Raw genomic sequence first — 22786 nt, 5'->3', positions numbered from 1 at the left:
ATCCTGCTTCGACCAGACCAAGATGCGTGGAAAAACAAATACAATATAGCACTCCCGACACTTCCATTTTATTTAAAGTGGAAATGCTCCTGGCGTCATCTTTTCTTTAATGACAAACGTTCTATTTGTGATGAAGATAGTATCGTCAAAGTTTCGGGGAGGAAATTTATGCAGGTTTTGAAAATCGGGGTTATCGGGGTGGCGTTCAGTGCTTTTGCAATCATTGCCACAGCGCAAGCCGACGACTGCCAGAACGCCAGTTCGCAGTCCGCACTCAATGAATGCTATGGCAAAGCCTACAAGAAATCGGATGCCGAGCTGAACAAGATCTTCAAGACCTTGCAGCGCCGCGCCGACGATGCGGACCTGAAGAAAAAGCTGGTTCAGTCGCAACGGACATGGATCGCCTTTCGCGACGCCGAATGCGACATGCAGACAGTTGGTGGCGGCAGTATTTCCGGCATGGCCTATTCGATCTGCCTGTCCGACCTGACGGCGGAGCGCGTCAGCGACCTCAAGAAATATCTCAAATGCGAGGAAGGCGACAGCAACTGCCCCTTCCCCACCGCCAGCAACTGATCAGTTCCGGCTCTCATAGGCGGCATCGAAGAATGCCTTTTCCAGTTCGACTGCTCGCCGGAAGAACTGCTGGCATTGTTCTGCCGCTGCCGGGCCGACCCTATCGAGTTCCGAGCGCAGGAAACCGACAAATTCCACGAAGTATGGATTGTCATGCAGCACGATCCATTCGGCGAAAATAAAATCGTCAGGCAGAGGCTTTGGCGCTTTTTCAGCCCAGTCGAGATAAAGCCATTCGGCAACGGTCAGCACCGACAGGCAGACCGCATAGGAGCCTGAACGCGCAGCTTCCAGCATCAGTTCCTTGAATGCAGCGGTTGGCGTCGCATCAGGTGTATCGAAACGCTCGGCGTCAGCGACTGCGAGTTTCGCAAAGGAGCGTTCGAAATAGGAGTTCTCATCGCTGCTGATCATGCCGATGAAACGGCCCAATGTCAGCTTGGCTTCCATCCTGTCGCAATTGACCAGCGTTCCACCCAGCAGTGACAGAAAGCAGTCGATAAAGCGATGATCCTGTACCAGATAGCGCGTCATGACATCAGGTGCGACCGTGCCCGTATAGATTTCACCGACGAGGCGATGGCCGACGGCTTGCGACCAGAATGGTTCGGCGTCCTGACGAAGATTGTCGGTAAAACGACCGGCTTTGACATCACTTGGCATGGAAAGACCGACTCCTTGCTATTTTCACGGCCGGACCTTATCGGCGCCATCCGGCATCGGCAATGAGCATGTCAAAATCCCCTATGCATCGCCCGCAGATTGGTTATGCTGCTGAAATGAAGTGGACATTTTTCTGAGGGGAACGATGAACACGTACTTTTCGCCTGCCCGTGCGGCACTTCTGCTTGCTGTTGCGATAGCTCTTCCGGCAGGAAGCGCATTCGCCAAATCCGCTTGCGATGGTGTGACGACAACGCTCACCAAACAGCAGAAAACAGACTACAGGTCTTTCATCGCGCAAAGTCTCGGCAAGAAAGTCAAACCGGCTTCCGTCAGCATCGAGAGCTTCATGCAATATGGCAACTGGTCCGTCGTCTATGCGGATGTTCCGGTGGCCGATCCCGGCTATTTCTTTTTCGACCTTTCCAGTAAACCGCCGAAACTGAAAGACATCTGGGGCGGGATGGCTGAAAGAAACGAGATACCCGATCTTGTCAAATGGGCGGAAAAGCTGGGCGCCAACAAGGAAATTGCCGCCTGCTTTGCCGATACGGCAACCGCTTCGTAAGTTCGAGAAACCTACACTCAACTTTCACTGACCCAATTGACGCCAGTGCCCGTAAGATGATTGACGGAGCAACGCAAACTTGCCACCTACTCATCACGCAATTTTTGAATCCAAGGTATAATTATAATGCAGTTTACCAAGGCATTTATAGCTGGCTTTGCCGGTGTCATCAGCAGCCTCCTTACATGCAATACCGCCACAGCAGAACTCATGAATCTGCGCGTGAGTAGCACATCCATGATGCCCGTCTTTGGGCCAGGCGATGTCGTCGCTGCAACCAGCTATAGACCACAGGAAAAGATCGAGCGCGGCGATCTCGTCGTCTATACTGTTGACTACGTTTCGAAGGAATTGTCGGGCGATGTACCGATCAAAGCTGAATTCCTCGGGCGAGTGATCGGGCTGCCCGGTGAAACGGTCAAAATCGAGAACGGCATACCGCTTATCAACGGAAAAGCACTCGCAACAACGAAGATCACATCAACAATTGATGATGGATGCCCTGAAGAAACCGTGTCGAACTCTTATTATCAGTGCCGTTTCGTGCGTGAGACAATACCGGAAGGTAAGAGCTATGTTCTTCTGAATACGGTCGATCATGGCTTTATTGACAACGTCAAGGAGAAGGCACTCGCTCGCGGCCAATATTATATCATGGGAGACAATCGCGATAACGCCAACGATAGCCGAGGAAAGTATGTTGGCCTCGTATCGAAAGACCGGATCAAGGGCAAGATTCGTATGGTGTCTGCATCAGTCCGCAAGCCAGACCGGGAGTGGCGATTGGAAGGTTTTCCAGGCCTGAAGTGAACCATCCTCCAACCACACTTAATCGTGCTTCACTGACCAGCGTTCGATATCCGCGCTCTGCCCGATCAATGCGAGGCCGTTGGCGATGGAATCGAACTGGTTCGAGCTCGTCACCACGGCGTCGGGAAAGCGGTTTTCAAACACCGTGCGGATGACCGGCACGAAAGATGTGCCGCCGGTCAGGAAAACACGGTCGATAGACGAGGTTTCCAGCTCCGCTTTATCCACCGCCTGCTGCACCGACTGTTCAATCTGGCGCACATCGTCAGCGATCCAGTTTTCGAAATCGTTGCGCGTGATGTCGGAGCGGATTTCGAAATCGTCGGCTTTAAAGTGCAGTTCCGACATGCGCTGCGATGAAAGCCTTACCTTCAGGTCTGAAACGGCGCGGTATATCTCGTAACCGTAATCGTTCTCGATCAGGTTGATGAAATGTTCGAGCGGTTTCGGATCAACCGCTTGCCGGGCCAGTTCGTCCAGATCGCGAATGGTCGCTGGAGAGTTCATCAGGAACAGCGTGTTCCAGCGCGCAAAATTTGCATAATAATGGTTCGGTATGGTCAGCCTTTTGCCGAAGGACTGGTATTCCGTACCCTTTCCAAGCAGCGGCGAAACGGCATTGTCGATGATGCGATAGTCGAATGTATCGCCTGCAATGCCCAGACCTGTCTGGCTGAGCGGCGTAAAGCTGAGGCCATTCTTGCCCACTTCGAAGCGCACGATGGAAAAGTCGCTCGTACCGCCGCCGAAGTCGGCCACCAGAACGGTGGATGCTGCATTCAGTTCCTGCGCATAGAAATAAGCCGCGGCAACCGGCTCATAGACGTAGTGAATATCGGTAAAGCCGAACGCCCGGAACGCCTTCTCATAGCGCTGCATGGCCAGCGCTTCATCCGGCGAAGCGCCCGCAAAGATCACCGGCCTGCCGATAACCACGCGATTGCCCTTTGGTGGCAGGCGGTCGCCCAGCCGCGCGGCGACCGTTTCGAGGAAGGTCGCCAGAATATCCTCGAACTTGAACCGCTTGCCGAAAACCGGCGTATCGGTGAAGGATTTCGATGCCGCGAATGTCTTGAACGATTGCAGCATACGCGTGGAATGCGGCGCGTTGACGAACGCGTCCATCGCCCAAGGTCCGCTTTCAACGGTGCGCTCGCCGGTTTCGCGATCTTGCCAGAAGCAAAGGATCGAGCGGTAGCCGGTAATATCCACGCCATCCTTCGGCACGCTCAGGACGACCGTGGTTCCATCGGGTGCAGCCACGGACAGAACGGTGTTCGTCGTGCCGAAGTCGATGCCCAATGTCACGCCGTCAAAACGGCTCTGGTCAGCCTTCGTCATCACTACACCTTCTTTGGAGAAAACCGGAGAGCGGGCGAATTAGCAGCCGCGCAAGCCAAGCTCAACCTGAAATTACCAAATTAAATGCCGGTTATGATCACGATCGCGATCATCGCGGTCCAGATGAGAAAAAATTCCGGTCGCGCAAATGTTAATGCGTGTTTCCAAAGTTTACATGACCTCCTTCTTCTGCCTGTTAGGTTTCACCGCCGCATCTGGAGTGGTTCGTCTTTCACTCATATCCCCTGAACTGCTCCGCTTATTTGTTTTCACCGCCTTCGCAATGCCCGGATGTTTTCGATCCGGCTTCGCTATGCTCAAGGTTACCCAACAAATGAAAGCGATACTCATGGCGTTTCTCTCACGTACGGTTCTTGCCACTGTCCTCCTTTCGACCAGTGCGCTTCCCCACGCTGCAAATGCTCAGGAGACAGCCAATCAGCCGATAGCAAGTGGCTATCACAGCAGCGGTCAGGCCACCGCAGAGGTGAGCGGCGTCGTGGCAGATGGCGACAAGCTGACCGTCAAGGTCCGTTTCATCAATGCCAAGGAAGGCGGAAGCGTTTCGACAACGCTTTATACCGCGCTGTCGGACAAGGATTACGAGAATGACTATTATCTTCTCGCAGGCGACAAGAAATATCTTCTGCTGAAAGATTCCGAAGGCAAACCGCTGGCTCCGGCATCGGTTTCTCTTTTCGGCAATGGCCATGTTGTGGGCGTCTGGCATGGCGTCTTTCCCGCGCCACCGAAGGGCCAGAAGGTGACGCTCTATATCAAGGGGGTCGAGCCGCTCGGGCCTTTCGCTGTTCCCGCCGAATAGGGGCTGGCCATGACCAATCAGATCAAAGGTTGCATCGCTCTCGGCCTCGCCCTGCTTTGCCTGCCATCCGTCGCGACCGCGCAGAATACAAGCGCAGACAACAGCGCTTATATCCGTGATCTTGTGCCCGAAATCCGCGATCTGGTTTCGGCATCGGGCAGCACCGATGGCAAGGCGCGTGGCCTGTCCGGTGCGGCACAGGAAATTGTCGAGAAGAGCGGCAATATCACCATGCGGGAAACCGAGGACAGCATCGTCCTTTCCGTGACGAGCGATGTTCTGTTCGATTTCGACAGCGCCAAACTGACCGGCAAGGCCAAGGCGACGCTGACCGATATTGCCAAAATATTGGAAAGCATGCCGGATTCCGCAGTCCGTGTGGTGGGCTATACGGATTCCAAAGGGGCCGACAGCTACAACGATAAACTGTCGAAAAGCCGCGCCGATGCGGTCACCAAATTTCTCGTCAATAATGGCGTTCAATCGGCACGACTGAAACCGGAAGGGCGTGGCGAAAGCGAACCTGTCGCACCCAATGAAATCAAGGGCAAGGACAATCCCGACGGACGGGCACAGAACCGGCGTGTCGAATTTGTGCTGCCGAAAACCTAAGGGCAGGATCTATACCAAACGCAACTTCCGGCATGATGCCGGAAGTCGGCAATCTCTGCCTTCAGATATATTAGTAATAGCTTATTTTCATGCAGGACTGACGCCCTAATTCTCGATTGCCGGACTTGGCATCAACGTCAATTAGGAAACCGTCTCATGAGCACAAAACCAACTATCGTACTTGCGCATGGTTTCTGGGGAGGGGCAGCCCATTGGAGCAAGGCCATCCTCGCACTTTCCCGAATGGGACATGACAAGATAAGAGCCGTGGAGATGCCTCTGACGTCGCTTGCCGACGATGCCGAGCGTTTGAGCAAGATGACCGTACAGCAGGAGGGTCCGGTACTTCTGGTCGGGCATTCCTATGGTGGTGCGGTCATCACACAGGCAGGTGATCTGCCGAATGTGGTGGGGCTGGTTTACATTGCTGCCTTTGCACCAGATGCAGGCGAAAGCCCCGGCGGCATCAGTCAGGAACATCCACCTGCGGCATTCCCCAATCTGGCTCCTGACAGCGATGGATATCTCTGGATCAAATACGATAAGTTTCACGAAAGCTTCTGCCAGGATTTGAGCGCCGACGAAGCTCTGGTCATGGCAATCACGCAGAAGGCGCCCATCGCAAATACATTTGGTGACACGATCACAGCACCGGCATGGAAGAAGAAGCCAACCTGGTATCAGATATCGAGCCAGGACCACATGATCGCGCCGGAAAACCAGAAGCGAATGGCCGAACGCATGAACCCGCGCAAGACCATCACACTGGATGCAAGTCATGCCTCGCTTGCATCAAGACCCGACGAGGTCGCCGGATTGATCGCCGAGGCCGCAAACAGCGTCTCGTGAGAATCGAAAAGCAAAAAGCCCGGATCGCTCCGGGCTTTTTGTGTGTCAGCTTATTTCTTTTTCTTCGCGCGGCCTGCGAACGGATTGTCCGAGGTGCGCAATGAAAGCCTTATCGGCACACCCGGCATATCGAAAGTCTCACGCAGGCCGTTGATGAGATAGCGCACATAGGATTGCGGCATCGCATCGGGACGCGAGCAGGACACGACGAAGCCCGGCGGACGGGTTTTCACCTGCGTCATATATTTTACCTTCAGGCGGCGGCCAGAAACTGCCGGTGGCGGCTGGTGCGCGATGACGCCAGCCAGCCAGCGGTTGAGACGTCCGGTCGAAACGCGGCGGTTCCAGATTTCGTGGGTCTTGACGACATTCTCCATGAGCTTGTCGATACCCTGTCCACGCTCGCCGGAAATCGGCACGGCGCGAAGCCCGCGCACCTGCGGCAGCAGGCGAGCCGTCTTCTCGTAAAGATCGGCCAGAACCATCTGGCGGTCCTCGATCAGATCCCATTTGTTGAACGCGATGATCGGCGCACGGCCTTCACGGATGATGAGATCGGCAATTTGCAGATCCTGTTTTTCAAACGGGATCGTCGCATCGAGAACGATGATAACGACTTCCGCAAAACGGATCGCACGCAGGCCGTCAGCAACCGAAAGCTTTTCGAGCTTTTCCTGCACGCGCGACTTGCGGCGCAGACCGGCGGTATCGAACAGCTTGATCTTGCGGCCACGCCATTCCCAGTCGACCGAGATCGAGTCACGGGTGATGCCTGCTTCCGGTCCGGTCAGCAGGCGGTCTTCACCGAGCATCGTATTGATGAGCGTCGACTTGCCAGCGTTGGGTCGGCCGACAATGGCGATCCGCAGCGGCTTGGTCGCATCATAGGCCGGGATTTCTTCTTCATCCGGGTCTTCGATGTCATCGCCGATCAGTTCACCGACAGCCTTCGGCGTGAAAACCTCGTCTGCGGTTTCCTCTTCCTTCTCGTCGGCGAAGACACGCTCTTCGCCCAGAAGCTCGACAATGGCATCACGCAGGTCTGGCATGCCCTGACCGTGTTCGGCAGAGATCGGGCACGGTTCGCCAAGGCCAAGCTGGAAAGCGTCATACATGCCGGATTGCGCGCCGCGCGCTTCCGCCTTGTTGGCGACCAGCACGACCGGCTTGCCGGAACGGCGCACCACTTCGGCAAAGGTGCTGTCGGTCGGCGTCAGGCCGTTCTTGGCGTCGACGACAAACAGGATCACGTCGGCTTCCTGGATGGCAGCCTCGGTCTGGGCGCGCATGCGCGCTTCCAGGCTGTCATTGGCAGCTTCTTCAAGACCTGCCGTATCGATGACCTGAAACTTCAGATCGTAGAGCTTGGCATCGTGGATGCGCCGGTCGCGCGTGACGCCCGGCAGGTCATCGACCAGCGCCAGCTTGCGGCCGACGAGGCGATTGAACAGCGTGGACTTGCCGACATTGGGACGCCCGACGATGGCGACTGTGAAACCCATGGGAGAAGATAACTCCAGAAACCAGAGCGGTTCCGCTTTCAACCGAAACGTGGAACCGCTCTATTTATTTATCTTGACGCGCATCTTGTCCGAAAACCGCTTCGCACTTTTCGGGATGCGCTTTGATTTTCCCGCGCATCTTATCCGAAAACCGTTTCACACTTTTCGGGATGCGCTTGTTTTATTATGTGCTTTGCGCGTCAGGCACGTTGACACCCGCACTGCGCATCAGATCGAGCATCGTATTGGCGCGTTGGCGGATATTGGCCGGAGCAAGACTGTCATTGGCAATTTGCTGGAACAGTTTGACCGCATCATCGAACCGTTCAGCCTTCCAGGCAGCCAGACCCAACGCTTCCCGTGCGCTTGAACGCATAGGATTGCCGTCTGCGGAAAGCGTCTCGACGTGCTTGGCGACGTCGTCGTAGGAACCGCTGTCGACCAGCAGATAACCGGCACGCAGGCGCGCGACATCGCGAAGCGGTGCAGGCACGGCGTTATCGGCAGCAACCTCATCGAACGCCTTCACGGCACCCGCTGCATCGCCCTTGTCAGCGATAACCGATGCAGCGCGAAGACGCGCCAGTACCGGATAGGAGCCGTAGCCGGTCTTTTCCAGATCGTCGAGCGCAGTCAGCGCTTCGTCGTTTTTGCCTTCCGAGGCGAGGTCCAGTGCGGCGAGGAACTTGTCACCGGAAGCGGAAGCCTTGCTGTCGACCCAGTGCTGATAGCCGACCCAACCAGCTGTTCCCAGAACAATGGCCACAGCGCCGCCGATCAACAGCGGACCGAAATTCCGCCAGATCTGCTTTGCCCGTTCCGAACGGATTTCCTCGTTTACCTCGCGAATGAAACTGTCGTCTGCCATGGACCTGCCACTAAAGCCAAATTGATGTTCGTATTTGTTCGTTCTGGCGCTTTTAGTCGCATTTCGCGCGATATGTAAGACCCGTCAGCGAAATAAGCCGAAACACGTGTCACAAAGTGCATTTCGGTCCGACAATAGCCTTATTCAAGAACTAGCAACGGAATTTCTGGAACTATTCCTCTTCCCCCCTCGTTTCGTGGTCCATGCGCATCCTGTCCCCCCGCCCTGTTCTTTTGTCCGCCCTGGTTCTGGCTACCTGTGCCGCACAGGCGGAACCGGTATCCACAAAGCCGCAATATGTGCTGATTTCCTTCGATGGCGCACATGACAATGCACTATGGACCCGCTCGCGCGAGCTGGCGAAGAAAAACAACGCCCATTTCACCTATTTCCTTTCCTGCGTCTTCCTGATGACCAAACAGGACCGGCGCGATTACAAGCCGCCCCATAAGCGGGCCGGTTCGTCCAATGTCGGCTTTGCGCTCAGCCGCGACGAAGTTGTCGCCCGCCTTGGCAATATCTGGCAGGCCCATCTGGAAGGCAACGAGATCGCCAGCCATGGCTGCGGTCATTTTGACGGCACCGACTGGTCAACCGCCGACTGGGACAAGGAAATCAAGGAGTTCCGCCGCATTACCGCTGACGCCTACAAGAATAATGGCATCAGTGGCGAGCCGGAAGGCTGGCGTGATCTTGCGCTGAAGGGCATCGACGGGTTTCGCGCGCCCTATCTCGCCGCATCGAAGCCGGTGCAGGATGCGCTCAAGGCAAACGGTTTTCGCTATCAGGCATCGTCCATCACGCGCGGCCCTGAAGAGCCGACCCTTGCCGGTCAGTTTGCTTCATTTGGATTGCCGCTTGTTCCGGAAGGCCCGTCGCAGCGCCCTATCGTGGCAATGGACTATAATCTTTATGTCCGTCACTCGAAGGGCAAGGAAGCGCCGCAGCAATCGGCGGCTTTCGAGGAACGAGCCTACAAGGCTTTCCGCACGGCATTCGACAAGCAATATACCGGCGAGCGCATTCCGCTCCAGCTCGGCTTCCATTTCGTGCTGATGAATGATGGCGCCTATTGGCGCGCCATGGAGCGGCTCGTGACGGAAGTCTGCACCAAGCCCGACGTCAAATGCACAACCTACAGCGATTATCTGGACAGTCTCGACAAGGATGCCGTCCATGCAAGCCAGAACAGGTCGTAATCGTCCCCTTAAGCTGAAGGCGTTGCATCAAGATTTGCCTGATCGAGCCACGGCAGCGGCTCGTCGCGGATAACCGCCTCGAAAGCTCTCAGACGCTTGTAGATCGACAGCAATTCGATGATCGTCGTCCATGAGTTGACGAGATACTGGAACGATCCCTGCACCTGCGAAAAGACATTCGTGATCTGGTTCATGAGGCCAAGCGTCAGCTTGCCAGCCACAATCGACGGAACAAGGATCAGCGTCGGGAAAATATTATCGGCCTGAATATAGAAAATGCGGGCGACGTTGAAATAGACATAGTGGAAATAGAGCCGGAAATAATTGTGCCGGACATTGCGGAACAACTCGCCCAGCGTGACCGGCTGGGCGCGATCCGCATGGTCTTCACCATAGACCAGTTCCTTGCGGTAGGCCGCTTCGACGCGCTGATTATTGAACTCCAGCCCCGGCAGCTTGATACCAACCAGCGCCAGAAAACCGGTGCCGAAAGCAGCCCAGAAAATCGCTGCCACGACCAACGCATGCGGCACCATGCCAACCACCGGCAGCTCACTGACCTTTTCCGAAAAACTGAACAGGACCGGCAGAAAGGCAATCAGCGTCATCACCGATTTGACGAGGCTGACACCAAGCTGTTCCAGCGTCGTGGAAAAGCGCATCGTGTCTTCCTGCACGCGCTGTGCCGCACCTTCGATGGAACGCAGTTTCGGCCAATGACTGACGTAGTATTCATTCATCGCCGAACGCCAGCGGAAGATATAGTGGCTGACGAAAAACAGGCTCAGAACACCGACAGTCACACCGATAAAGGCTATTTCGGCAAATGTGACCATGCCCCAGTAAAAGTCGGAGGCGCTGACGGCTCCGGGCGATGTGAGTGCCTTTTGAACCAGATCGTAGAACGGCCCATACCAGGCATTGACCGCAACGCTGACCTGCACGCCGAAATAGGTAGTGAACAGGATCAGTGCCGATCCAAGTATGGACCAGCGTTGCCACGGGTGCGGTGAAAACCAAGCCCAGAAAAGATAGAAGGCGAATGTCGCCACCGCGAAATATATATAGAACCAGAGAAACGGCGCCGACCAGAACAGGCTCGCACCGATAATCGGCGCTGCGTCTTGCGCCAGGGGTGGCAGGCCGAATATGGCACCCAACCTTTCCCCTCCTTCATACCAGCCAAGCACTGCAAGCAGGCTCCAGACGAGCGCGGACCAGAAGAACAATTTCGGGCGGGGAAAGAACGACACAAACACTGAATTTCAGTCCAACTTCGTGAGGAATTTTCCGCATATGAAGCCGGTTCTCGCGCCTTTACCAGTTAAATTCCTGTAAGGTTTCAGCCCGATGTTCTGGCGGCGCGTCCTGCCATGATGCCAAGCACCGCGACGACCACCAGCGAGAGCGCTGCGGCCAGACTTGCCGAAGTAAACGAACCGGAACGCTGCGCCATGAAGCCAGCCACCAGCGGGCCGATGATCTGGCCAATGCTGAAGCAGACCGTCATCCGCGCCAAAGCGCGTTTTGGCGAAGCCGGTGCGAGTGTACGGGCGATCTGCAATCCGAACGCCGTCAATGCCATGAAAGTGATGCCCAGAAGCGCGCCGCCCACCAGAGGCCCGAGCGGTGGAGCCAGAACCACGCTCGCGGCAACGCCGACAGCCTCCAGAATGGCCGTCAGGGCAAATGCATTGAAAAGGCCGAATTTCCTGGCAGCCGGTGCCCACAGCCAGATCGAGGGCGCAGCCGTCAGGCCGGTCACCACCCACACAGCCGCTTCCATCAGCGGGCCGCCATCGGTCGCGCGCACGATTGCAATCAGGAACGTTGCCGTGATCACGTAGCCAAAGCCGAAAATGCCATAGGCCAGCGCCAGTGCGTTGAAGGCGAAGCTCTTGGGGAGCGGCGGTTCACGCGTGCCACTGTTTCCGCCAACCGGCCCTTCCCTGACGAAAGCGCCAACCAGAACAACCATGACGATGGTCAGAACCGCAGCGCCGATCCAGTCGGCACGCCAGTCAAGCCCGGCAAAACGGATCAGCGCCACAAGAACGGCAGAGAGTGCGATACCACTGCCTACACCGCCGAAATGCAGGGCTCCAAGCCCCGCTCTTTCCGCCGCCGTGACATGGCTCAGCACGATTGCCGTGCAGAGGATCATCGTCACCGCACTGATGAAACCCGCCGCAAAGCGGATGATGGAGAACAGCCAGACACCGTCAAAAAACGCCATGGCAGCGCACAGCAATCCGCTGATGATCAGGCCCGCAATCACGCTTTTCCGCTCGATGCCCGCGGACCATCCATAACCGGCAACGACTGCCCCCAGCAGATAGCCGATATAATTGGCCGATGCGATAAAGCCTGCATCGGCGGCAGTGAAGCCGATATCAGCCATCATTCCCGGCAGGATCGGCGTATAGATGAAACGCCCGATCCCCATGGCTGCGGCCATAGCCAGAAAGCCGCCGAAAGCATAGCGGACGGCAGTGCGATGTTGTGGGGATGCGGGCTTGGTCATTTCCAGGGAGGTCTCGGTCATTGGCGGGAAAATAAACCTCAATCATCCAAGGACAATTGAATTTTTCTGATCGGACCGATCACGACTATTGAGCCTCCATACGCGCTCGCCCTCCTTGAAGCTTGCCCCCGGTTGTTTGGGTTTGTGCCCCTGTGGGACCACCCTACAATCGATGCATGATACTCGTTAGGGAGGATCGGGATGAATAGATCGGGCATATCCGCCTGCCTGTTGGCAGTTGTAGCAGTTGCGTCAGCGGGGGGCGTTCAGGCGAAAGAACTGACAACGATGAACGAAGTTCGTGACGCATTGAATGCCTGCTGGTCTCCACTCTCGGATAGCAAAAACTCTTCCGTTACCCTGCGCTTCAGCTTCAAACGGGACGGAAACCTGAAAGGACCGCCATGTGCCAGCGCAATCAATGTTCAAGGTGATGACAAGACAAGAAAAGCATTTGTAATAGCTGCCATCGAAGCAGTCGAAAGATGCACCCCGTTGAAGCTCGCTCCCTCTCTTGCACACAGTATCAGCGGGAGCGTCTTCACCATGCGGTTTCATTCGTCTGATTAATCAAGACATCTGCTTTCAAATATGGCCTTGCGAATCACATAAGTGTGTGCTTATGTGATTGCATGAATGAGAATGATATATTCCACGATATATTCAGGGCACTTGCCGACCCGACCCGCCGGATGATTTTCGAGAAGCTGGCATCGGGTAGCATGAATGCCAGCGCGCTGCGGCAGGGTATGGAGATCAGTCAGCCAGCCATGTCGCAGCATCTGGCTGTGTTACGCAGCGCGGGGCTGGTGCGTGAGGAACGCGAGGGACGCTTCGTCAATTACGAAGTCGATCCGAACGGGCTGACGCTCATCGCCAACTGGCTTGCAAAGTATCGCGCCTACTGGCCGGAACGTATCGACGCTCTCAAAACCTTGCTGAAGGATATGGACCAATGACCGACCGGCAGGAAGAACCACGCGAGAAAGGCATTGAGCTTGAATATGAGCTGGATGCTGCGCCGCAGAAAGTGTGGCGCGCGATCAGCATTCCGGAGTTTCGCGAAAACTGGCTTCCATCCGAGGCGTTGGCCGATCCGGAGCCAGCATCCTGCAAGCCCGGTGAGGAGATCAGTTACCGGATGCGGGAAAGCGAACCGCCCTTTCTGGAAAGTATGGTCACGTTCCGCATTGTGCCAGGCGTTTCCGGCGGCACCTTTCTGCGCGTCATCCATGAACTGAACGACACGCGCCTGAAGCGCACTGCGGCAGTTGCCGCCAACAGCAACCGGGCGCCGATGATGCGCGCCGCTTGACCGCCTGACGCTCTGAAACTCTAAAAAAAGAGGAGTTCGCCGATGCGCGAAACGATGCAACTCGTCCCTATGGTCGTGGAACAGTCGAGCCGTGGCGAAAGATCATTCGATATCTATTCGCGTCTGCTGCGCGAAAGGATCATCTTTCTCAATGGCGAAGTGAATGACACCGTATCCGCGCTTATCTGCGCACAATTGCTGTTTCTGGAAGCGGAAAATTCCAAACAGCCGATCAATCTCTATATCAACTCGCCGGGCGGCGTTGTGACCAGCGGCCTCGCGATCTATGACACAATGCGCTATGTCCGTGCGCCAGTGCACACGCTTTGCATGGGGACGGCCCGCTCGATGGGCTCTTTCCTGTTGATGGCAGGGGAACCCGGTCATCGCGCGGCCCTTCCCAACGCAAACCTGCTTGTCCACCAGCCCTCCGGTGGCTTTCAGGGGCAGGCATCGGATATCTTCATCCATGCCGAAGAAGCGCAACGAACCAAGCGGCTGATGACGCGTCTTTATGCCGAACATTGCGGTCGCACCTATGAAGAGGTGGAACGCGCCCTTGACCGCGATAATTTCATGACTGCGGAAGCCGGTCTCGAATGGGGGTTGATCGACCGCATACTGGAACGGCGTGAAGTTTCAGCGGCGTGACGCTTTTGAAGCGCTGCTGCATCTATGCCGCTGTTGGTTTTTCTTCGGTCGTTCGTCTGGTGACGGGAACGCTGTCCGGAATATCGGAATGAAGGAAATGCAGAAGCGTATCTTGCATCGATGACAGTCGGTGTGCGCTATCTCGCCAGCCGAACGGAATGTCTTTTGGCATGGGCGGAATCCGGCTTGGCTCCTGCCCTTCCTCCAGCTCGCAATTGGCGATGACAACCTGCAAGGCCTCCGTCAGCCAGGGCGGCGGTGGAGCCTCCTTCTTTCGCAGCGCATTGCCCAGCGCTTCACCGAACAGCAGCGCCGATGCGTAAAGGCGGATGCCACGCCGGTCGTACCGACCCGCCATTTCCGTAACCTCGCGCGCCACCAGCCGACCACGCAGCGACCAGCGCGCATTGCTGCGCGCCAGCGCAATACCGTCGCCGAGGGCGATCACTGCCCGGTGCGCGGATGTGAACTGGTTGATTGCACTTTGGGCGCGCACGAGGTCCTGTTTTTCGAGCGCCACTGCCGATTGCTTGAGTCCGTTGGCAAGACGGTCAAGCAGGCCGCGGACGGCCTTGTCGATCAGCAGCACGGGGCTTGGCGTCATCAATATCTGGCTGAACAGCAAGCCGACACCGGCACCGACCAGAACATCGACCAGCCGCGTTATTCCGGCGACCTGCGGTCCCATGGCGAGAACCAGAATCGCAGAGACGCCCGACTGGATGGCAATTGCCGGAGCCATGCCGAAAGAGGTCGCCAGAACCATGGCAACGAATGTCACTATGCTTGTGTGGAAAACCGGAACCGTTTCAGGCAGTAGCAGAGAAAGCTCGCCGACCAAGACGCCTGTCGTGACGCCGACCATCACCCCTATCGCCTGCTTGCCATGGTTGGGCAGGTTCGGCGCCAGGCAAATCACCGCCGTTACCATGGCAAAGACTGGTTTCGGCTGCCCCAGCGCCAACTGGCAGATCAGCCATGCGACACCGCCTGCAAAGGACGCGATCAGGGAGTCACGCCAACTTACCGACCATTGCTGAACGACCTTATTCGCGCGCTGCCGCATAGATCTCTCCATCTGCTTATCGGCAGCTATCTATGGCAGCGCTCCTCTGCCTCAAGACTTGAAGAAACTTTCGTATAGTTCCGGCTTGAAACCGACCGTCAGCTTTCCGTCCTTGTCTAGAACCGGACGTTTGACCATGGATGGCTGTGCCAGCATCAGCGCCCGCGCCTTGGCGGCATCGACGTTTTGGCGTTCTTCCTCGGGCAGTTTGCGAAACGTCGTTCCGGCCCGGTTGAGCAATTGTTCCCACGGAACGCTTTTCAGAAAGTGGTCGAGCGTTTCGCCGTCGAGCCCTTCCTTCTTGTAATCGTGAAATGCGTAGTCGATGCCATGGTCTTCAAGCCAGGTGCGCGCCTTCTTCATGGTGTCGCAGTTCTTGATACCGTAGATGGTCACGCTCATATCCGACTCCTTTGATCGTTTAGAGCGTGATGTTTTCAAGTTGAACCATTATCCCACTCTAAACTTTTGTTTGAGCATGATTTTATCCGAAAACCGGTTCCCACTTTTTGGAATCATGCTCTAGCCGCGATCAAAGGCTATCGAAACACCGGTTTCAACCTTTAAAGCGTGTTGCATCTTACTATATTCAGGGAACACGCTTTAAGCTTTTGTTTTCACGCATGTCTTTATCCCAAAACCGGTTCCCACTTTTGGGAGACATGCTTTATCTGGAATCGTGAAAGATTATGCCCAGCGTATGCCGCTGGCCGGAGCGGATGCGGCTGACACCGTGCCGCATCTTGACGCGATAATCGCCGCGTGTGCCCTGCATCGGACGGTCATTGACCGCGAAAACCACGCCGTCGCCCTGCCGGAGCGGCACGACTTCCGCACGGCTCTGCATCCGGGGGCGCTGTTCGGTCAGCACGAATTCCCCGCCCGTAAAATCCTTCTCCGGTTCGGAAAGCAAAATCGCAACCTGCAACGGAAATGCGATATCACCGTAAATATCCTGATGCAGGCAATTATAGTCGCCCTCTACATATTGCAGGATGAGCGGTGTCGGACGGGTCTGTCCTGCCGCGTGGCACCGGTCCAGAAATTCGTCATGGGTCGGAGGAAAACGGACATCCGATCCCAGTCTCTCACTCCATCGATTGGCGATGGGTGCAAGCTGCGGATAGAGCGTCTGGCGCAGATTCCAAATTAAGGCAGGAATGGGATTTGCGTAATATTTGTATTCTCCGCGCCCAAAACCGTGTTTTCGCATCGAAACAACGGTTCGAAATGCGGCCAGATTGTAGTAGCCGGCGGCTAATTCGCGGCAATCCTGTGGCGAAATTATGTTCCTGAGGATTGTGGCGCCGAACTCATCCAGTTCGGCGCCAATTTTTTGCCAGTCATAGGCGGCGATATTATCCGCGAGCATGGGTTCATTTCTGTTCATGCCTGGCTCTCCCGCTCCAGGAGATCGCGCTTGCGCTCGACGCCCCAGCGATAGCCGGAAAGACCGCCATCGTTGCGCACGACCCGGTGGCACGGAACCGCGACAGCAATCTTGTTGGCCGCACAGGCCTGTGCCACCGCCCGCACCGATTTCGGCGCGCCGATGCGCTCGGCAATATCAGTGTAACTCACTGTTTTTCCCGCAGGAATTTCGCGCAATGCCTGCCAGACGCGCTGCTGGAAAGCGGTTCCCTGCAGGTCGAGTGGCAGGTCGAGGCCAATGCGTGGCGCTTCGACGAAGCCGACCACCTCGGCCACCATGTTCTCGAAATCGCGGTCCGCGCCGATGAGATTGGCCTGCGGAAAACGCTTTTCCAGATCGCGGATCAATTCTTCCGGGTCGTCCCCCATCAAAATGGCACAGACGCCCTTGCCGCTTGCGGCCACCAGAACGGCCCCGAGTGACGACTGACCGATGGCAAAACGAATATCCGCATTCTTGCCACCTTGCTTGTAAGCCTTTGGAGTCATTCCCAAAATCCCATCCGAAGCCTCATAAAATCGGCTGCTGGAATTGTAACCGGCATCATAGATGGCGTCGGTTACACGGATTTCCGGTGCATCGAGCGCCGCCCGCATCTTCTTTGCACGATGCGCATTCGCATAGGCTTTCGGGGTCAGCCCCGTGAACTCCTTGAAAACACGATGAAAATGGGCAGGGCTCGCCTTCACGGAAGCCGCTATTTCTTCAAGGGAAGGCACCTCTTCCGCCATCTCAATGAAGCGGCAGGCGGCAGCTACCATATCGGCGTAACGCGTGCTGTTTTGCGTCGCCAAGGTTTCGGAGAGATGCGGCTTGCAGCGCATGCATGGCCGGAAGCCAGCGCGTTCTGCATCCTCGCAACCGTCGAAGAACTGCACATTTTCGCGTTTTCCACGCCGCGACGGGCATGATGGACGACAATAGACGCCCGTAGTGCGCACCGCATAGACAAATGCACCGTCCGACGCCTTGTCGCGGTCGAGCACTTTCTGCCAGCGGTTTTCATCAGGGTCGTGGGTCTTCATGGTCATAAGGTTCATGTCGGTATTCCTTCAATATGAGCATGAAGGAAGGCTAATGCCACCGCGTCGAAGCTACACTCCGCTGCTTGCTTTCAAATTCGAGACGATATCGTTGCACGTTTTGTCCGCAAGTGAGAACAATTCGGCAATCAGCTCCATCATCTGGCCGGACAGAAACTTGCCTCAACGCACAGTAAAATCAAATCCAGCAACAAAACAGAGAATCAATAAATCTCCTCCCCCGGAAGAAATACTAGATTTAATTCGACCGCCAATCCGATATTATTTATCGATTAAAATACATTTTCAATAGCACCAAGGAATTTAGAATGGTTAAACAGTTCACATGGGACCCGGATAAATCACAGGTATTTGATAGCAGCTATGAATCTCAAGAGAGCCTTTGCACCTCGGCTGTCTCCTTTTCCAAGGATAACGGAAGCAGCTTCGAGATGAATGCGCCGGGAAAAACGCTGACCTTGAAGCAATCCACAGCGACAGACATTGTTTCCTGGAACCCGACGGCAGACCAAGAAACTCCGGTAATTTCAGTAACCGGTGGAGAAGTTATCTTTGATTTCGCGGGTAATGCACAAACATTATATGTTTATAATCCATTCGGTGACGAAACAATAAAAATACTCAATGGCCGTTTTTTGGTACACAACGTATCAAGCTTTATATCAGAATCTGGGAGAATATATTTAGATGAAAACTCCCTCACACACATTCTAACCTCAGATGTAACGGATTTGACAGGATCAATTCTATATATAAATAGTAGCTCATTAAGTATAGATTCAGAAAATATAAAGTTCGGAGAATTCTCCATCAGCGAGTCGATACTCAATACAAATTCCAAAGTATTGGCGTTCGAGGGAAATGATATAAACATCACAAACAGTAAATTAGAATTTTATACAACTGAATTTTATACGAATGGGAAAATGGCTTTTGGCCAGAGAATAACAATACTAGACGCGAGTTTTATAATTTATTCTCAAAAGACATCTATCAGTAATTCTGAATTTGATATTTTTAATGCCAGCTTGCTAGAGATTAGCGGACAAAAGGATGAGGATTTTTCTGAAGGCGCGAGCTTCCGATTCAACTTCATAAAAGACAATGAATCTGGTCCGAATACATCTGAAATTCACTTCAACAATGGAAGTGCATTTCTTGCCAGCAGACTTGGTACTTACGGATTGATTTGCATTAATGGCGTGCCCCAGACCGGGACCAATTGGTCAAAGAATATTTCCTGGGAGATGACGTCGGACAGAGTTCTGATCGTAAAATTGCGCTAATATTCTCAAAGCATCGAAATACGTCTCCGGAGAGTGCGAAAGGATGCGATCGACAGACGATGAAGTGGCAAGACAGATATCGACCAGTTTGGCACTCTGGATTACCATTAACGGCCCGCAGCATTATCCGTTTTGAATCAAGAAAGGGCGGCATTTCAACTCCGCCCTTTCACAAATGGTATTGAATTAGGCCTTCCGCGCTTCCTTGATCGCTTCGATCAGTTCCGGCTCCTTCATGACCCCGCCATAGAGCTTGGTACCGATAACGAAGGAAGGCGTACCGCCGAAATTGAAGGCTTCGCCCTGATCCATGTTGCGCTCAAGAATGGCGTTGATGCGCTTGGAATCGGCTTTGTAGGCTGCATTGAGCTTTGCCGGATCAAGCCCACCCTTCTTCAGTGCCGTATCCACCTGTTCCGGCGTAAGACGACCGGGCGTTGCCATCAACGCCTCCATGGCCTTCACATAGTTGCCGGACTTTTCCGCAGCCAGAACGAGACGTGCGGCATAGGCCGACGTGTCACCGAAGATGATCCAGTCCTTCATGACAAGGCGAACATTGCCGTCATTCTTGACCACGCGCATCAGCTCGCCATGCCCCTTCTTGCAATAGGGGCATTGGTAATCGAAATATTCCACGATGGTCACATTGCCGTTCGGGTTGCCCAGAACCGGAATTTCCTTGTCGTAAAGCACTTCCGCAACCGTCGGCACGCGCTGTGCAAGGCTTTCGCCGCCTGAAATCGCAATCGTTGCGGCACCGGCTGCCGTTGCTGCCAGTATCTGACGACGATTCATCATGAGCTTGCTCCTTTCCCCGCCTTTGCTCCAGACTGGGATTTATCCAACACGACGACACGCGCACCGGCGGTGGCGCGCTTGTAGAGATCGAGAATGTCCTGATTGTAGAGACGGATGCAGCCGGACGATGCCGCCTTGCCGACGGACCAGGGCTCGTTGGTGCCGTGGATGCGGTACAGCGTGTCCTTGCCATCACGATAAAGATAAAGCGCACGGGCACCGAGCGGGTTGCGGATGCCGCCTTCCAGACCATTGGCGTATTTTGCGTAATGTTCCGGATTGCGCTTGATCATGTTGGCTGTCGGCGTCCAGCGCGGCCACTGCGACTTGTATGCAAGCTTGGCATCACCCTTGAAAGTCAGACCAGCGCGACCGACACCCACAGAATAACGGATCGCCTTGCCGCCCGGCTGCACGAGATAGAGATAGCGCGCATAGGGATCGACCACGATAGTGCCAACCGGCTCCGTCGTGGCATAATCGACTTCCCGGCGCAGATTGCGATCCGCAATCTTGCTGAGATCAAGTGCCGGAATGAGATTGCCGCGGTCGTTCACCGCGCCATACATGGTCTCATATTCGCTCTTGGCCGTTTGTACTTCCGGTGCCGGTTCGCTGACCGGTTCAACGGCAACAGGCTCCGGCGTGAAAGCAACAGTCTGCGGCATGGTAACGGCAATCGGTCGATCTGCGGATGCGGTCGTACATGCTGCGGCAGCAAAAGGCAGACAGGCAACCACAGCCATCCGTAGCAGCGATCTCCGTGCATCCGGCTTTTCATTCAGTACCATCAATTTCCTTGCCCCCGGGCCATCTTGAAATCCTTTATTTCTAGAGCATTTCCTGTTTTTCCTGAGCCATCGGAAATGCTCTATCTCTTTGTTTTTTTGCATTATCCGACGCAAAACCGCTTCGCAGTTTTGCTGGAAATGCTCTAGTCAGCGCTCACAAGGCCTACCGAACGTTCGATAGAGGCGGTCGTGACATCGCCCACCAATCTGGTCCCCTCCGGTTCTTTGCTGATGCGATCGAAGAAGATCATCGTCGGCGGGCCGGCGACACCAAGCTTTGCCATAAGATCGGCATTGCCGCTGGTAAGCTGCGAAATATCCGCCTTGATGAGCTGATAGTCGCCCAGCGCCTTCTTCACGCTCGCGTCGGGCAAAACCCGGCGCTCCACGGTGGAGCAGCTTACGCACCAGTCCGCCGTGAAATAGACAAGCGTCGGCTTGTCGCCGCGCGCTTCAACAAGTTTCTCCTGAAGGGAAGAAACAGTCTCGACCGGCGCAAATTGCAGCGCGGCCAGATTCTGGTTGCCGCCACGGTTACCGAATGCGGCCAGCGGTTGCAACGGGTCTTTTCCGCCCGAAGCCACGCCGAGCATCAAAATGACACCGTAAACGAAGGCTGCGGTGCCGATTGTGCGCGCCACAACGCTGCGCCCCGGAATCCTCAGAAATGCGAAACTTGCAGCCCCGAAAAGCAGGAGCGCCCACAGCACCATGTCCACGCCGGGCGGCAGAAGCGGGGCGGCCATGAAGATTGCGGTTGCCAGAAAACCGAAGCCGAAAATCTGCTTCACCGTTTCCATCCATGCGCCTGCGCGCGGAAGCGTGCCAGCGCCAAGCGTGGCGAACGCAATGAGCGGAAGTCCCTTGCCGATACCGAGCGCAAAGAGCGCGGAAGCGCCCAGAGCCACATTGGCCGTCTGCGCAATATAGAGCAGCGCGCCTGCAAGCGGAGCCGTCACGCAGGGGCCGACAATCAGCACGGACGAGAAACCGAGAATGGCTGCCGACCGCTTGGAACCTGTCCGCTGCTGGCCATTGGGGCCAGTACGCGACGAAATTGCGCTGACCCATGAATTTGGAAGCTGTATCTGGAACAGGCCGAACATGGAAAGCGCCAGAAGCGTGAATAGTCCGGCCAGTGCAAGCGCGGTCCATTTCGACTGCAGCACCATCTGCAGATTCTGCCCCGACCAGCCTGCAATTGCACCCACCACGGCAAAGCCCAGTGCGAGACTGACGACGTAGACGGCGGAAAGCACGAAGCCGCGCTTTGCCGTCAGCTTTTCACCTTCGCGGGCCAGCGTTCCGGCAAGGATCGGATAGATGGGAAACACGCACGGCGTGAAAGCAAGCAGAACACCGAAAGCCAGAAACGCCGCGATCACCAGCCCGGTGCCGCCCTGATCGAGCAGTCCTTCGACCATGCCTTTTTCGGGTGCAAGGGCAAACGCCGTATTCTGCTCAACGGTTGGCATAGCAGCTGGAGCGAAGACCGATGCCTGCGTCAGCGCTTTGGCCTTCTGCCCCATTTCGCTGGATATGGCGAGCGTGACCGGATCGACGGTTCTGGTTTCCGGACGGTAGCAGATGCCGTCTTCCTGACAGCCCTGATAGGTCAGTTCCACCGGCTGTGCATCTGCTTTCACACTTGCTGTGGCATGGGTGTAATAGACTTCAAGCCGTCCGAAATTCGGATCGTCCTTGGGCTGGCCGGGCTGCGTATCGACGGCAAGCGCATTTCCCTGCCCGTCCTTCGCCTCGATGTGATCGCGATAAAGATAGTAACCATCCGCGATCTGCCAGTTCAGCACGAGACGGCCATCCGTATCCTTCAGCACACTCAGGCGGAAAGCCTGATCGACCGGCAGCGGGTTCGCTGCCGATGCCGGGCCGAGCGCAAGAAACAAACTGATGAATAAGCCAGCGAGGCCCGTAAAGAAACGCATTACGATTTTCCGCATAAATTCGATTCGGACAAATTGATCATGTTGCAAAAGGCGAATGCTCCGGCCACCTTAAGACAGCCTTAAGCTGGCGCGGTGAAAAGCCCGTGTGCTTCTAAT

General features: G+C 55.5%; 25 protein-coding genes. 12 read left to right on the top strand and 13 right to left on the bottom strand.

Going from position 1 to position 22786, the window contains the following annotated elements; all coding sequences use genetic code 11:
- Nucleotides 1-168: 168 nt before the first annotated feature.
- Entirely contained in the window at nt 169-579 is a 411-nt protein-coding gene (locus OANT_RS02595; protein ID WP_012090780.1) for a lysozyme inhibitor LprI family protein, read from the top strand.
- Here OANT_RS02595 and OANT_RS02590 read toward each other — a convergent pair whose 3' ends face one another.
- A complete protein-coding gene (locus OANT_RS02590; protein ID WP_012090779.1) occupies nt 580-1242 on the bottom strand; it encodes a TenA family protein in 663 nt (220 codons plus the stop codon).
- Nucleotides 1243-1387: 145 nt separating this feature from the next.
- Here OANT_RS02590 and OANT_RS02585 point away from each other — a divergent pair, with 145 nt between their 5' ends.
- Nucleotides 1388-1810, top strand: a complete 423-nt coding sequence (locus OANT_RS02585; RefSeq protein WP_012090778.1) for a hypothetical protein — start codon at nt 1388-1390, stop codon at nt 1808-1810.
- A 126-nt stretch (nt 1811-1936) separates the two neighbouring features.
- The gene (gene lepB / locus OANT_RS02580) at nt 1937-2620 is read left to right on the top strand and encodes a signal peptidase I (RefSeq protein ID WP_012090777.1); all 684 of its coding nucleotides are present in this window, start codon (nt 1937-1939) and stop codon (nt 2618-2620) included.
- 18 nt (nt 2621-2638) lie between these two features.
- Here lepB and OANT_RS02575 read toward each other — a convergent pair whose 3' ends face one another.
- On the bottom strand, nt 2639-3961 hold the full coding sequence (locus OANT_RS02575; RefSeq protein WP_012090776.1) for an Hsp70 family protein: 1323 nt from the start codon (nt 3959-3961) through the stop codon (nt 2639-2641).
- 334 nt (nt 3962-4295) lie between these two features.
- Between OANT_RS02575 and OANT_RS02565 the strand changes: the two genes are divergently transcribed.
- The 3 genes from OANT_RS02565 to OANT_RS02555 all read left to right on the top strand — a co-directional run bounded on the left by OANT_RS02565 (nt 4296) and on the right by OANT_RS02555 (nt 6245).
- The gene (locus tag OANT_RS02565) at nt 4296-4784 is read left to right on the top strand and encodes a hypothetical protein (protein ID WP_012090775.1); all 489 of its coding nucleotides are present in this window, start codon (nt 4296-4298) and stop codon (nt 4782-4784) included.
- 9 nt (nt 4785-4793) lie between these two features.
- Nucleotides 4794-5396: an OmpA family protein gene (locus tag OANT_RS02560; RefSeq protein ID WP_012090774.1), complete on the top strand. Its 603-nt coding sequence runs from the start codon at nt 4794-4796 to the stop codon at nt 5394-5396.
- A 156-nt stretch (nt 5397-5552) separates the two neighbouring features.
- Nucleotides 5553-6245, top strand: a complete 693-nt coding sequence (locus OANT_RS02555) for an alpha/beta hydrolase (protein ID WP_012090773.1) — start codon at nt 5553-5555, stop codon at nt 6243-6245.
- A 50-nt stretch (nt 6246-6295) separates the two neighbouring features.
- Here the strand turns inward: OANT_RS02555 and der are convergent, their stop codons facing one another.
- Nucleotides 6296-7747, bottom strand: coding sequence for a ribosome biogenesis GTPase Der (der, locus tag OANT_RS02550; protein WP_012090772.1), 1452 nt, complete (start codon nt 7745-7747; stop codon nt 6296-6298).
- Between the two features lie 184 nt (nt 7748-7931).
- A complete protein-coding gene (locus OANT_RS02545) occupies nt 7932-8615 on the bottom strand; it encodes a tetratricopeptide repeat protein (protein WP_012090771.1) in 684 nt (227 codons plus the stop codon).
- A 203-nt stretch (nt 8616-8818) separates the two neighbouring features.
- On the opposite strand from OANT_RS02545, the gene OANT_RS02540 reads away from it, so the two are divergent.
- Nucleotides 8819-9814: a polysaccharide deacetylase family protein gene (locus OANT_RS02540; protein WP_012090770.1), complete on the top strand. Its 996-nt coding sequence runs from the start codon at nt 8819-8821 to the stop codon at nt 9812-9814.
- 8 nt (nt 9815-9822) lie between these two features.
- On the opposite strand, the gene sbmA is transcribed toward OANT_RS02540, so the two are convergent.
- On the bottom strand, nt 9823-11073 hold the full coding sequence (gene sbmA / locus OANT_RS02535; protein ID WP_012090769.1) for a peptide antibiotic transporter SbmA: 1251 nt from the start codon (nt 11071-11073) through the stop codon (nt 9823-9825).
- 83 nt (nt 11074-11156) lie between these two features.
- Nucleotides 11157-12338, bottom strand: coding sequence for a YbfB/YjiJ family MFS transporter (locus OANT_RS02530; protein ID WP_041545281.1), 1182 nt, complete (start codon nt 12336-12338; stop codon nt 11157-11159).
- A 201-nt stretch (nt 12339-12539) separates the two neighbouring features.
- Between OANT_RS02530 and tolA the strand changes: the two genes are divergently transcribed.
- From tolA to OANT_RS02510, 4 genes are all read left to right on the top strand, one after another.
- Nucleotides 12540-12908, top strand: a complete 369-nt coding sequence (tolA, locus tag OANT_RS02525; protein ID WP_012090767.1) for a cell envelope integrity protein TolA — start codon at nt 12540-12542, stop codon at nt 12906-12908.
- A gap of 62 nt (nt 12909-12970) precedes the next feature.
- Entirely contained in the window at nt 12971-13297 is a 327-nt protein-coding gene (locus tag OANT_RS02520) for an ArsR/SmtB family transcription factor (protein ID WP_012090766.1), read from the top strand.
- The gene (locus OANT_RS02515; protein WP_012090765.1) at nt 13294-13653 is read left to right on the top strand and encodes an SRPBCC family protein; all 360 of its coding nucleotides are present in this window, start codon (nt 13294-13296) and stop codon (nt 13651-13653) included. The genes OANT_RS02520 and OANT_RS02515 overlap by 4 nt, the downstream gene beginning before the upstream one ends.
- A gap of 42 nt (nt 13654-13695) precedes the next feature.
- The gene (locus OANT_RS02510; RefSeq protein WP_012090764.1) at nt 13696-14304 is read left to right on the top strand and encodes an ATP-dependent Clp protease proteolytic subunit; all 609 of its coding nucleotides are present in this window, start codon (nt 13696-13698) and stop codon (nt 14302-14304) included.
- Nucleotides 14305-14326: 22 nt separating this feature from the next.
- Here OANT_RS02510 and OANT_RS02505 read toward each other — a convergent pair whose 3' ends face one another.
- The 4 genes from OANT_RS02505 to ada all read right to left on the bottom strand — a co-directional run bounded on the left by OANT_RS02505 (nt 14327) and on the right by ada (nt 17842).
- A complete protein-coding gene (locus tag OANT_RS02505) occupies nt 14327-15370 on the bottom strand; it encodes an FUSC family protein (RefSeq protein ID WP_012090763.1) in 1044 nt (347 codons plus the stop codon).
- Nucleotides 15371-15421: 51 nt separating this feature from the next.
- The gene (locus OANT_RS02500; protein WP_012090762.1) at nt 15422-15772 is read right to left on the bottom strand and encodes an ArsC family reductase; all 351 of its coding nucleotides are present in this window, start codon (nt 15770-15772) and stop codon (nt 15422-15424) included.
- Nucleotides 15773-16037: 265 nt separating this feature from the next.
- Nucleotides 16038-16760 (bottom strand): 2OG-Fe(II) oxygenase, encoded by a 723-nt coding sequence (locus tag OANT_RS02495; RefSeq protein WP_012090761.1) that lies wholly within the window; start codon nt 16758-16760, stop codon nt 16038-16040.
- A complete protein-coding gene (ada, locus tag OANT_RS02490; protein WP_012090760.1) occupies nt 16757-17842 on the bottom strand; it encodes a bifunctional DNA-binding transcriptional regulator/O6-methylguanine-DNA methyltransferase Ada in 1086 nt (361 codons plus the stop codon). The genes OANT_RS02495 and ada overlap by 4 nt, the downstream gene beginning before the upstream one ends.
- 311 nt (nt 17843-18153) lie before the next feature.
- Here ada and OANT_RS02485 point away from each other — a divergent pair, with 311 nt between their 5' ends.
- Nucleotides 18154-19131, top strand: a complete 978-nt coding sequence (locus tag OANT_RS02485; protein ID WP_012090759.1) for a hypothetical protein — start codon at nt 18154-18156, stop codon at nt 19129-19131.
- A 186-nt stretch (nt 19132-19317) separates the two neighbouring features.
- Here the strand turns inward: OANT_RS02485 and OANT_RS02480 are convergent, their stop codons facing one another.
- From OANT_RS02480 to dsbD, 3 genes are all read right to left on the bottom strand, one after another.
- Nucleotides 19318-19932, bottom strand: a complete 615-nt coding sequence (locus OANT_RS02480) for a DsbA family protein (protein ID WP_012090758.1) — start codon at nt 19930-19932, stop codon at nt 19318-19320.
- Nucleotides 19929-20723: a L,D-transpeptidase gene (locus OANT_RS02475; RefSeq protein WP_012090757.1), complete on the bottom strand. Its 795-nt coding sequence runs from the start codon at nt 20721-20723 to the stop codon at nt 19929-19931. Before OANT_RS02475 ends, OANT_RS02480 begins: the two co-directional genes overlap by 4 nt.
- A gap of 143 nt (nt 20724-20866) precedes the next feature.
- On the bottom strand, nt 20867-22669 hold the full coding sequence (dsbD, locus tag OANT_RS02470; RefSeq protein ID WP_010658295.1) for a protein-disulfide reductase DsbD: 1803 nt from the start codon (nt 22667-22669) through the stop codon (nt 20867-20869).
- Nucleotides 22670-22786 lie beyond the last annotated feature (117 nt).

It is taken from the genome of Brucella anthropi ATCC 49188, from assembly GCF_000017405.1.
Classification (GTDB): Bacteria; Pseudomonadota; Alphaproteobacteria; order Rhizobiales; family Rhizobiaceae; genus Brucella; species Brucella anthropi.
This window is presented reverse-complemented; position numbering and strand designations above follow the sequence as displayed.